Here is a 12,276-nt window from a genome sequence, read left to right as displayed (position 1 = left end):
TATGGCAGCAGATCAGCTCGCCCTGCGCGCAGCTACCTTGTCCCATTCCTTGTCCAGCGTACCGAGGAATGCATCGATATCCTTGTTCTGCAGGAACGCCTGCACATTCGGGTTCAGCTGTACGGCACTCGGGATATAGTGATCGACAAAGTCGACAATTTTACCCTGTTCAAAATACGGCAGCAGTCCGGTTACGCTCTCATCCTTTTGCTGTACACCGTCTACCGCAGAGAACAGATTCTGTTCATTAATATATTGCTGGCTGTTCTCCGGCTGCAGCAGGAACGCGATAAACTGCTTGGCTTCTTCGGGATGCTCGGTCTGATTGGAGATAGCGAGCAATGTATCCACACCGGCGGTCAGCTTATTCTGTGCTTCATCGTTGCTGGCAGGCAGCGGGAAAAATCCCAGATCGATATCCGGATTGACTTTGCGGATCTCGGAGATCGCCCAGCTTCCCTGGATATACATGGCCGCTTCCCCGTTACCAAAAGCACGGTTACCATCGGCATAACTTTTACCAAAATTGTCGCTGTGTCCGTAATTGAGCAGCTCCAGCTGCTTTTTGGCCACTTCCTGATAGGCCGATAGGAAAGTCGTCTTGTTCTCGCGGCGTTCCTTGTAGAAATCAATACCGACCAGGGTACCGCCCATATCGTTGAACGGCAGGTTGGTCTGCCAGTCATCCTTGTAGGTAAAATAAAACGGAATGACATCGGCTTCCTTGGCTTTTTTGGCTGTCGCGATCAGTTCATCCCATGTCTTGGGTACGGACAGGCCGAGCTTCTGGAAGATTTCCTTGTTGTAGATGACGCCGCTGGCATTAAGGGCAAACGGAACACCTGTCACTTCCTGCATGCCGGTCACATCGGTCAGCATCTGTACATATTTGGGATCAATATTCTGGAGTAGAGGGTCGTTGGTGAGGTTAAGGAAAATTTCGCTTTGGGCCAGAAGAGAGTATGTATCGGTCGCGCCCAGTCCGATAATGTCGGGAATATCATCTTTGACGACACGTGTCTTAAGTACGGTCTCGGCATCCGGCGGATTCACCTGGGAGACATGGATATTCGGATGCTCTTCGTTAAACTTGGCTACCAGCTTGTCAAAAGTACCTTTGGCTTCGGGCTTGTTCTGGAAAAACTCCAGTTCCACTACGCCGCTGGCATTGTTGCCGCCGCCACTGCAGGCTGCAAGGGTCAGAATGATCAATAAGCCTGCAAGACATGCACTTCCCCATTTTCTCATGCTAACATCCCCTTCAAGATAGATACCTACTGTCTGATCGCCATCGTCCGCAGGACCGGAACACACAGCTTATCAGTGCTTTGCATAATATACAGTTCTGTCGGATAATAGAATAGCTCTATCATAAAGCGCTTACAATATGCTTAAAGTTGGAAAAACCAATTTGCTTATTGCAAGAGCTGACAGTTTTGCATATTTCAAGCAAAGCCATTTATCATAATTAAGGATACCCTTTCCATCCAAAAAGTAAACGTTTTCTTTTATAGACTCTAAACAAAGTATAATAATAACGAAGTGAGTTGCTAACTAATACTCATTGGTGAAACCTATCAAAAAGGCATTTTCTGGAATTCAGAAGAATAGAATGCGATTATACAGATATGTCCTTATAAAATATTCACAAATATATTAACTATGTAACAGGCAACCTATTTTCCTTTTCCCTGGTGGGCGATTTATCCTTTCCAATTCATTATGTATACTGTGATATACTCAGGGAAACATATTATGCATTTTTTTACATTTTATTATGTATCTACAAACGCAAAGGAGGATAATCATGCAACCGATCCATCAACTCGTATACGCAGGTATCGGAGCAGGCGTGCTGGTCTATCTGATCGGACTGCTGCTCACGAGAATTGCTCCACAGCCGCGCTTTTTCCGCTTTTGTCCGGGACTGCTCGCGCTGGTTGCCAGCATGATTCTGTTATGGATGATCGTTCCTGCCGGCAATGATGAGAGCTGGACAGGTATGCTTGCCTTTTGCCTGGCGCTGATCAGCACATCGCTGATCGGACTGGTGGTGCTGCTGTTCCAGCTGTTCTATCGTCTATCCAAAGGTTATGCCCGCCCGTAAGCAGTGGCATGAATGATCAGCGTGGTACGGCATAAGCCGACTAGGCAGTATGGATAATCTGAAATGAATGGAGGTGTCACTATTGATACAGCTTGTCTATATGGGAGCAGGTCTGGCATTGGTGCTGTTGATTATCAGCATTATACTGATTCGCCGTCGGCCCTCTTCTGCAGGTGCCCGTTATATCCCCGGCCTGATTGGCGTGCTGATCGGCGCTTTGCTGATGCTGTTCAGCCTGTTCCAATACGGCTGGGATGCACTTGGCTACCTGGTTCTGTCACTCATTATTATTATTTCTTCATTGATTGTATTGTTTATTATGCTGGTGATCGGCAGACGGATCGCCGGTCAGCGCCGTCATTAACGTGCAGCAGATGGTAAATGTACGATTGTACATTATTCCACCCCTTTTGGTCAGGATATGCCATATTATTATATCTTTTTTCAAATGCTCTATATGCTGGAGCATACATATTAATAAGATAACAACAAAAAAAGAGCCCCTGAGAGGGCTCTTTTCTATTACCAATCTATTCGTCTACCCAGTTCATTGCTGCCATTCCCCCGTCTGCCTTAATCATTACATCGCAGACTGCGGAAAAGATTCATCGTTGTAAAAAGTAATCCGGTTTTTGCCGGCACGCTTGGACTGGTACAGCGCCTGATCGGCCATGCGCACAATCTCGATCGGATTGTCGCTGTCGATCGTGTAGATCGCACCGCCGATACTGCAGCCGATATTAATTTTCTGGTATTCCAGCACAAAGGGCTTGTTCAGCAGGCTGATGATCTGCTCTCCATACGCCCGGGCTTCATCGTATGGATGTTCCGAGGAGGCGTGCAGTACCACGAGGAATTCATCTCCACCCAGACGAACAGTAATATCATTTTCACGAGAAAGGCTGCTGAGACGCTGGGCGACTTTTTGCAGAAGTACATCTCCAGCCTGGTGACCCAGACTATCGTTAACTTTTTTGAATCCGTCCAGATCGATATACAGGAAGCAGAGCTGCTGTTCCTCGTTGCCCTCATGCACCGCCAACGTATGCTCCAGATACGTCTCCAGCGCATTACGGTTCGGTAGTCCGGTCAGATGATCATAATGAGCGATCGCCTGCATATTATCCAGCTCGACATCCTTTTGCACAAGCGAACTCACCATCGTCCGCAGCGAGCGGGACAGGATCTCGATCTCATGGAAGCTGCGGCGGACCGGAATGTCCACCATCTCCCGTTTGCTCAGACGATCTGCCCGTCCGGTCAGTTCACGAATCGGCAGCGAAATTTTGTTCGCCAGGAACCAGCCAATCAGAGCAAATACAGCGGCAGCTATCACGCCTGCAATAATTGTAAATGTATTGATATCCGCGACGGCTGCCAGCGCTGTTGATTCCGGCTGACGCACCAGCACAGTCCAGCCAAGTCCCGGATAATCCATATAACCATCGCCATACGCATAGCCGGTCAGATAGTTATTGCCATCCGGCCACTGCTCCAGCTGCCAGCCGGATTTTCCGGACTGGGCTTTTTGCACACTGCTGAGCGACAGCTTCTGGCCGACCAGACCATCGGGTCCTAGCAGTACCACCTGATCTTTCTGGCTGACGATCAGCACCTCAATATCCTTGTCCGATTGGCGGAAAGATTCCATGACCGACTGCTTGACTTCACGCGCCCAATCCCAGCTCATATGAGCAGCGAGAACGCCGATCTTCTGGCCTTGATTATTCATAACCGGAAGACTGATATCCACGAACTGCAGCGGTTCACCGCTCGGATTGGGCAGCAGCTTGGCCAGCAGTACTGCATCATGTACGTCTCCGATAAATTTCTTCTTGATCCCTTCCTTGTAGACCGGACGCTCGGACAGATCCGCACCGAGCAGAATATTATCCGTGGAAGCGAGTACCTTGCCGTGAATATCGGTATAACCGATCCAGGAAAAGGATGGAAAGCTCGATTGCAGTTGATCCAGCATCTCATGCACTTCGTTCGTGTTGTTCGAATCGCGGAGTACCGGAAGTCTGGCCAGTAAGTCCATTTCCCCTGATCGCGACCACATGAAGTTGTCCAGCTTGTCTGCCGTATTATGCGCAGTACTGAATAAAGAATCCCCTATTTCTTCTTTTATACTGTTGACGGCATAACGGTTCATCACCCAACCGAGCGTACCAGACAGCACTAACGATAATACGATAAATACGACAACCAGTATGGTCCTCAGTTTGAAACTCATTGACGGCTCCCCCAGACAATTCGACTTGATGTTTAAGTTATCGGTTATATGATCACTCAGCTAAACGTATCCAAAGTCCTATTTTATCGAATTATGAATTAATTTGTCGAATTTTAGGATATTTTCTTGTATTAACTAATTAATATTACGTCAATTAGTTACTTACGGATCACATTTAATTGCTACTCAGACACTTTTATAGAGGAAATCTGCATCCGATAATCATTTCACCCCAAAACAGGTCGAATCGTCCAGCCAAACACGGTCAAATCACTCTCAAGCATGGAAATAAAAATACTATCCTACGGGCTCAACGAATCGCTGTCAGCACGTCGATCAGCATCTGCTTGAATGTATCGCGGTCGATCGATTCGCAAACACGCACATTCGGCTGCTGCCCGAGACGTCCGTTGATATCCACCACACTGTATCCGCGTGTCCATTCGCCCTTCGTCTCCACATCGACAAAGTACTCATGCGCTTCCGTCATGACCGCTTCATTCGCAGCCACCGCCATCAGCAGCGTATCCGGGTGGGTCGTGCCATTCAGCCGGTGCACTTCTTTGTTGAACTTCATGACGACCTTGTTCACATCGGCAAAAAATTGCGTACCCGCTGTGCCAAGCGCCTGAATCTCCGCATGATCGTTATCATCCATCAGGGAATAGCGCGTACACATCTCCCAGCCAACCATCGTCGTCGGAATGCCGGAGCGCAGCACGATATGAGCCGCTTCCGGGTCTACATAGAAGTTGTATTCCGCAGCAGGCGTAATATTGCCAAGCGCATTATTCGTACCGCCCATTACATACAGATGCGGAATCTTTGGTACGATGGTCGGGTCCTTTTGGATCGCCATCGCGATATTGGTCAGCGGCGCGATCGCCAGCAGATGAATCTCGCCCGGATAACGATGCACCGTCTCAATCAGAAAATCCACCGCATGGCCGTCTGCCGGACGCTGCAGTGCTTTGGGGAAATTAGCCCCGCCCATACCGTCGCTGCCGTGCACATCCTCGACCGTCCGGTGGGACTCCGCATTCCATGTCATCATCAGCGGACGCTCGCAGCCTTTGTAGACAGGGATGCTGCCGTTTGCTCCACCTTTGCCGGCTACCTGAATCGTATAAAGCGCATTCTCCACCTGCTGGTCAAACTGTACATTGCCACCGGTCATCATAATGCCCTGCACATCAAAATGATGCAAGGCTGTCAAAATGGCGATCGTATCGTCGCCTGCCGTATCCGTATCAATAATCGCTTTGCGTAGAGTTGTCATCAAATCGTCTCCTGTCATTGAACATTTGGAATTTGGAATATAGCATATGGATTGCTTGATCAGGCATATTGCTGGTTATGGACTACCCAGCCAGACACGGACAGCATCGCGGGCTGAGCCGCATCCCCATTTCGTGCTGCTTGCTAAAAGGGCAATGCTCTCCCTGTCCGCAGAGCAACCGCCCAGTCGGGACGCTGTCTCTGCTCGGCCTGCCGGGCAGCGGATTCCCAGTCATAGGGAACGAGGTGATGGGTGATTTTCCATTGTCCCTGATCCTTTTCCAGCGTAGCATACCGGGCATACGGAGTATGGGATTCCATCACATGGGGATACGGCAGATCATCTTCGTAAGCAGGCAGTCCGACACTGCCGGGATTCAGAATGAGGCGCCCGTCCTGCAGATAGCGGGTACGCGGCACATGGGTGTGGGCGCACACAATCATGTGCTGCTCGATGCCCTGCACCATCTCCATCAGCTGTTCGTCCGAACGCATATGTACACCTGCATCCGTAATCTGTTCCAGCAAAGGCACATCGTCTGCCTGCGGTGTACCATGACAGGCATAGATCTCTTCACCTATCACCATATGTTCCGGCAGACTCATCAGCCACTCCATATGAGCAGGCTGCAGATCCTCCAGCACGTCGTCAAAGGTGGAATGCGGCGATGGCTGCCGGGGTTCCAGCATGACCCGGTCCTGATTGCCGCGAATGGACACAATGCCGCGCTCAATCAGACGCTGCGCTGTCTGTGCAGGTTCCATCGGGCCATATACACTGTCTCCCAGATTATAGATGTGCCGAATCCCTTGTCTATCGATATCACGCAGTACCGCATCCAGTGCCAGAATATTGCTGTGTACATCGGCAATGACGGCAATTCGCTGCTGCTCTGTCATCCTTTTCCCCCTTGTGATCATGGATACATGCTTATTTCAGCCACTCCGAGTAAAAATTGCGATATCCTTCTTTCATGATGCTGCCCGAGAACGTCTCAAAGGCATAATCCCGGTTGTCCTGGGAATAGCGGCGCGGCGACGCCACCGCCATATTGACCAGTTCGAACCAGTTGCGCTCATTCCCGGCAAAGGAATGCGCCGAGCTGATATGGTCATAGCACGGATGCTCGGGCTTCACGACAATTTTGCCCATTGCCAGCGCTTCGGTCAGCGGCATCGCAAACGTATCGAACCGCGAGCTGCTCCAGTACACTTTGGCTGAATTCATCAACTGGAATACCTCATCCTGGGACAGAGCAAACTGCAGCTTGACGTTGGCGGGAATATCATATTTCTTCATGCTCTCCCGGTAGCGCTCGCCCCCGAATACCATGAACACTTCCTTATCCGGGTTACGGCGTGCATATTCAATCGGCAGGTCCGGGCGGCGATTCTCTTCATCCCGTCCGATCCACAGCACCCGGTTGTCCACCACTGCATCCGGGTTAAAGTGCTTCCGGGCCAGCTCCTCACTGAATCCAATCGGGATCACATCCACATCGGTAATGCCGAACTGGGCAGCCATCTGTCTTTTGAGAAACGGCGTCTGTACGACCGCTTTGTCCACCATCGTGTAGAATGGCTTCATCATCTCGTAGCCGGTCAGCGCCGGATCGGGGAAGCTGTGCGGGAACAGCACACTGTTCGGCAGGAACATTTTGAGGAAAGTAAAGCCGGATACCGTGTAGATCACATGGTCGATGTTGTGGCTGTGAATCTGGTCGAGCACGATATCGTAATTGATCAGGTCGCCTTTCTCGTGTTCATAGCCAGGCAGCCAGTCATATCCGCTGACATGGCGCTCCGGGGATATAAAGACGATCTCCACCCCCAGCTCCGCGCTGAGCGCCTTGAGCCGCTCTGCAAATACGCGGGGTCCCTGATTCTCGGTGAATTGAATTTTACGCATGATGAGTCCGATTTTGGTCATGGCTATTGCTCCTTTTTCCTATGGAAACGAGCCGGCTTATCGCTGCTCCGGCTGTCTATAATGGTCAGGGAGATGATTGGGTCACCCTGGATAAACGAAAATAAATCTTTATCCATTGTAGACCTTTTTGCAGAGATTGTCCTGACATGAACCGACAGAAAGAGACAATCTGGATGCATAGATACAGTCCCGTCTACATGCGCACAGACTGCCTGATGCCTGCTTCGACCCTATTCCATCGGGATCAGCTTGCGCTGGAATACCGTTTCTGACTGTGCCCGGTAACCGGCCGATTCGTATGTGCGCCAGGCCGGTTCATTGTAAGAACCGGTAAGAATGGTAACTGTCTTCACCCCAGCAGCACGAAGCTCCTCCTCCACTCGTCTGACCAGTCGACCCGCCACTCCCTGCTGGCGTGCGGCTTCACGTACATACAGCTCGGTGATCTCCGCATTCGGCCGCTCGTAGCAGAAAGAATGAAATACCTGCGCACAGGCAAAACCGACCGCCTCATTCTGATCCAGCGCCACTAGAATGATCTCCCTGCGGTTCTCCAGGTAATGGCGCAGCGGCTCCTCTTCCATAGTGACGCCATTAAATTCCAGATTCATCTCGGCCAGTGCCTTCGCATGATCCGCTGCAGCATGTACAATCTGCCAATCATTTATCATCTTATCGCCCTCCGGGTATTGCAGGATGTATGTATTTTAGACTTATCATAATATAGTGCTGGATCGCTATCCAGTGCAGCTGGTCTATGCGAAGGATGATCGCCTTTACTGCGGTCTGCCGGAATATACAGACTGATCTCCACTGACACAAAAGAACGCCAAAATGCACACTAAAAAGGAGCGGATGTACTTATGCACCATCCGCTCCTTTTTATATAACCGATATTGTTCCGTCATCAGGTCATTAAGCCACCAGATCAGAGCTGACGACCGGACAGTCCTTCATCCAGCAGTTTGTAATACAGGTTCGTCGCATCCAGCGAGCCTGTCTCCGAGCGGGCGAAAAAGGGAATCTGTCCACCCTGAATATAACCGAGCGATTGATACAGCAGATTGGACGGATCGCCATCACGTGTATCCAGTACGAGCAGCGAGCGATTCGCAAGGCGCGCTTCATGCTCCGCTTCCAGCATCAGCTGACGGGCGATGCCATGGCGGCGGTAATCCGGGTGCACCATCAGCTTGGCAATCTCGGCGCGGTGGCTTCCGTTGGGCTTGGTACACAGATGCACCTGCACCGTTCCGGCTATCCGTTCACCGGAGCGGGCTGCCCGCAGAATCACCTCCGGGCTGTTCACGCTCTGCCAGTAGGCTCTGGCTTCTTCCCTGCCAAGCGGCGGCAGGAATCCGATGGATGCGCCAGCATCCACCACAGCTACCAGCAAGTCCGCAAAATGATCCAGTTCTCCCTCCAGTGTATCCAGCTTTTCCATATTTACCTGATCCAGCATAACGATCTCCTCCTGCACTATGGCTGCAATTCTTTTAAGATCAGTATAGCTGTACCCCATTTCACGAAAAAGGGTAAATCGGACAGCGTATGTTTCCACTTTTCGCTCTCTTTTCGCGGCTCTTCCCTGTCCTTCTTCTGTCTTTCTTCCGATGTCATTCATGATCCCGTCTATTCGGCAAATACTGTACGATACATCCCGCTTATTAATTGCCGCAAAACCACAGCTGCTGGAAGTTCGTCCAGCCCCGTTCATTGATCCTGACGCCGCGCAGGGAAGGGTGATGCAGCAGGATGGCCGAGCGCTCCACCAGCGGGACAATACTGCAGTCACCCAGCAGGATCGTCTCGATCTGCTGCAGCCATGCTGCCATCTGCCGGATCTCCTGCTCTCTGGATGATTCGCTGATCGTACCGGCATCTGTACGGGAAGTGCGGGAACATAGCCACTTCCTGCTGATCACGTCGATCCGCTCTACGGCATTGTCCGAAAGTCGGCTGCGGAGCAGGCTCTGGACGGAATGTACATATTCCAGCTGACGCAGCATGCCGCCGCTCAGCACCGCTTCGAACAGGATCAGATCGGCCTGCTCCCGGATATGCGGCTGACTCAGCTCGGCCCACGGCACAATATGTACTTCGATCCGAATCCCCAGTTTCCCGTACGACGCCTGCAGCCAGCAGGCATCCCGTTCATGCCGCTGAAAGGTATACAAATGCAGCAGCTCACCCTCATAACCAGAATATCGAAGAGACTGAAGCGCCTGCTGAGGATCATACAGACCATCTGCATCCATGTTCGCTTCTCCCTGCCTATCCTCGTATGTATGCAGATTATGCTGTCTGCTCGTTAGATGCAGACCCGAGGCGGCAGCAACCCGTGTATCGCCCAGTTCATGGATCATGCGGGTGCGATCAATTCCATGCACCAGTGCCTGCCGCAGCCAGCGGTCCTGCAGTATGCCCGGCTTGCGCCTGTTTACGGACAGCAGGGATACACCGGTAACATTTTGCTGGCGCAGCAGGTCTGAAGGTGGCTGAATACTTACTTCTCCGGTGATGACCGTCAGTGTTCCCGGGGCCGGACCCATCGCGTATTCCGCTTCCTGCTCCGGGACGATCATAATCTCGATCCGGTCGATCAAGGCGCTCCGGCCATAATAGCCGGAGAATCGTTCCAGCACGCATCTCCCCGGCTGGCGGCTGGTGATCCGGTAAGCCCCCGAACCGACAGGAAGCTCTGCTACCGGATGGCCGCCTGTCGGCACAATCGAGGCGCCGGTATGGCTCATATAGAGATCAAAATACATATTTGGACGATGCAGCACTATCTGCACGGCATAACGGTTCACCACGCGCACTTCATCGACCTGTTCCACCAGCCAGCTGTGTGCATGGGCATCGGTACGCAGGCGCTCCAGACTGACAGCTACATCCTCCGCCGTCAGTTCCTGTCCGCTGTGAAAGCTTGTATTTTTGAGCAGGTAAAAGGTCCATACGGTCCCTTCCCCGCTGCATTCCCAGTGATGCGCCAGCCCTGCGGTTACACGTTCTGCAGCGGTATCGTAGCCGGTCAATCGGCTGTACAGCTGCTCTATCATTTCCGTATCAAAGGCAAATACCGCATCCGCCGGGTCCAGACAGACAATCGGCCGGTAAATGGGCAGGCGCAGCGTCTCCACCATCTGCTCCGAATCGCTGCGTTCTGCCGAATATCCAAAATACGACGTCAGCCACGGCAAAAAGGCTTCCCGTACAGCAGCGACTGACTCATATTCATGCACCCAGTCAAAGGCAGCCTGCACATCACCTGCGGTCACCCGCGCCCTGGCTTCCTCCAGCATCACATCGGCTGCAGGACGGAGGAAACTCAGCACAGACCGGTTGCCCCGGCCTCGGCCCGGCTGGAAAGCAATCCATCCTGCCTCGGTCATTCGCGACAGGATCAGCCGGGCATTGCGCGGTGTACAGAACAGCGCTCCGGCCAATTGCTCCATCGTAACGCTGAACATCTGCTCGTCCCCGTGCGCTGTAAATGACCGACGCAGCCTCATATAATCCTCTGCCATACGCACTGCATCCTCCCCCTCTCCTGTTGATCAATACCGTGGATACCGTTACCTCGTAACTGCTATTCGTACCACGCCTCCATGCACTGCAGTACATGTTCCATCGTCTCCCGGCGCTGGGCCAGCAGCTGCGGATGCGGCCAGATTGCCTGGGGTTGATGCAGATCCCGCTCGATCAGCATCAACATCCACAGCGAGTACACAATGGCGTACAGGTAATAGTCCCGGATGAAGCTGGAACGATCCCATTCCATTGCAGCTGTATGTTCCTGCCCTGGATGCTGCCATCTATTCGACCAGTATCGGTGCAGCAGTTGCTCCCGCAGTGTGCGGTTCATTCTTCGCGGGAACAATGGATGCGACAGATCGAGCAGATGATACAGCTCCCAGTAAGGCGAAGCGCTGTGCGCATGTTCCCAGTCCAGAATAATCAGCCGGCCGGCCGGATTAAGACCATAATTGCCTGCATGCAGATCGCCATGAGCAAGCACTGTCGATTCGGAAATAGTGAAATGACGTATTTGTTCCTGCAATAGGTTCAGCTGATGTTCATCCGGTGTACGATGCTCTGCCATCCCGTTATCCCTGTTGGTACATCGTACATTGCATTCGCTCTGAACCGAGATGAGCAGTTGCACCACCTGTGCCCACTCCCGCAGCACTTCATCTCGGACGACAGACAGCGGCGGCTTTTGTCCCTGATCGGGCAGTTCCCGGATCTTCCCTGTCGGGATGCTATGCCACTGTGCCATCAGGTCCACGACGTCCAGCAGTACCTGATCCGTATGGCGATGATTCAGCTCACCAATATCCTCCAGGATGAGCCAGCAGCTGGGCTGCGAGACTGTACTGACCAGCTGCAGTCCGGATAGCTGCTCTCCTTCTTTTGGCCCGGCGTCCACTGCTGCACCTGCCGAATATGCAATCAGCTGCGGGTACACTTCCGGCAGCAAAGGCATGATCCGCTCATAGACGCCGACTTCCCGCATCACATCATCTGCTGTGGCGAACGGCTTGTAGATGTAGTGCTGCCCGTCTTCCTTCAGCCTGAAGCGCTGTACCGACAATCCATGCAGACCGGTATACAGCACCTCGATATCACTCGTCCACTGCCTGTGCAGCTGCCCCTGCCGGGTAAAAATCAATTCCCATTTCATGATATATCACCTGACTTCCACTTAATCCCCGTTTGTTA

11 protein-coding genes are annotated in these 12,276 nt (G+C 52.1%); 2 read left to right on the top strand and 9 right to left on the bottom strand.

Features of this window, described 5'->3' with window-relative positions; all coding sequences use genetic code 11:
- Positions 1-12: 12 nt before the first annotated feature.
- Positions 13-1,248 carry an ABC transporter substrate-binding protein gene (locus WH45_RS01855; RefSeq protein ID WP_046212680.1) on the bottom strand — a complete coding sequence of 412 codons (1,236 nt, stop codon included), beginning with the start codon at positions 1,246-1,248 and terminating at the stop codon, positions 13-15.
- A 559-nt stretch (positions 1,249-1,807) separates the two neighbouring features.
- Here WH45_RS01855 and WH45_RS01850 point away from each other — a divergent pair.
- Together WH45_RS01850 and WH45_RS01845 are read left to right on the top strand one after the other, a co-directional pair.
- Positions 1,808-2,107, top strand: coding sequence for a hypothetical protein (locus WH45_RS01850; RefSeq protein WP_046212679.1), 300 nt, complete (start codon positions 1,808-1,810; stop codon positions 2,105-2,107).
- 82 nt (positions 2,108-2,189) lie between these two features.
- Entirely contained in the window at positions 2,190-2,471 is a 282-nt protein-coding gene (locus WH45_RS01845; RefSeq protein WP_046212678.1) for a hypothetical protein, read from the top strand.
- Between the two features lie 216 nt (positions 2,472-2,687).
- Here WH45_RS01845 and WH45_RS01840 read toward each other — a convergent pair whose 3' ends face one another.
- The 8 genes from WH45_RS01840 to WH45_RS01805 form a co-directional block, all read right to left on the bottom strand.
- Positions 2,688-4,343 (bottom strand): sensor domain-containing diguanylate cyclase, encoded by a 1,656-nt coding sequence (locus tag WH45_RS01840; RefSeq protein ID WP_046212677.1) that lies wholly within the window; start codon positions 4,341-4,343, stop codon positions 2,688-2,690.
- A gap of 310 nt (positions 4,344-4,653) precedes the next feature.
- Positions 4,654-5,622, bottom strand: a complete 969-nt coding sequence (locus WH45_RS01835) for a nucleoside hydrolase (protein WP_046212676.1) — start codon at positions 5,620-5,622, stop codon at positions 4,654-4,656.
- A 143-nt stretch (positions 5,623-5,765) separates the two neighbouring features.
- Positions 5,766-6,521: a metallophosphoesterase family protein gene (locus WH45_RS01830; RefSeq protein ID WP_046212675.1), complete on the bottom strand. Its 756-nt coding sequence runs from the start codon at positions 6,519-6,521 to the stop codon at positions 5,766-5,768.
- A gap of 31 nt (positions 6,522-6,552) precedes the next feature.
- On the bottom strand, positions 6,553-7,551 hold the full coding sequence (locus tag WH45_RS01825; protein ID WP_046212674.1) for a glycosyltransferase: 999 nt from the start codon (positions 7,549-7,551) through the stop codon (positions 6,553-6,555).
- Positions 7,552-7,781: 230 nt separating this feature from the next.
- Positions 7,782-8,222 carry a GNAT family N-acetyltransferase gene (locus tag WH45_RS01820; protein ID WP_046212673.1) on the bottom strand — a complete coding sequence of 147 codons (441 nt, stop codon included), beginning with the start codon at positions 8,220-8,222 and terminating at the stop codon, positions 7,782-7,784.
- 257 nt (positions 8,223-8,479) lie between these two features.
- Complete coding sequence (locus WH45_RS01815) at positions 8,480-9,013, bottom strand: GNAT family N-acetyltransferase (protein ID WP_046212672.1); 534 nt, start codon at positions 9,011-9,013, stop codon at positions 8,480-8,482.
- A 205-nt stretch (positions 9,014-9,218) separates the two neighbouring features.
- Positions 9,219-11,081 carry an ABC transporter substrate-binding protein gene (locus WH45_RS01810; RefSeq protein ID WP_046212671.1) on the bottom strand — a complete coding sequence of 621 codons (1,863 nt, stop codon included), beginning with the start codon at positions 11,079-11,081 and terminating at the stop codon, positions 9,219-9,221.
- Positions 11,082-11,143: 62 nt separating this feature from the next.
- Positions 11,144-12,238 carry a phosphotransferase gene (locus WH45_RS01805; protein WP_046212670.1) on the bottom strand — a complete coding sequence of 365 codons (1,095 nt, stop codon included), beginning with the start codon at positions 12,236-12,238 and terminating at the stop codon, positions 11,144-11,146.
- Positions 12,239-12,276 lie beyond the last annotated feature (38 nt).

Source organism: Paenibacillus wulumuqiensis (genome assembly GCF_000971965.1).
Classification (GTDB): domain Bacteria; phylum Bacillota; class Bacilli; order Paenibacillales; family Paenibacillaceae; genus Saccharibacillus; species Saccharibacillus wulumuqiensis.
Note: the sequence above shows the minus strand (reverse complement) of the source record. Positions and strands in the feature narration are given on the sequence as shown.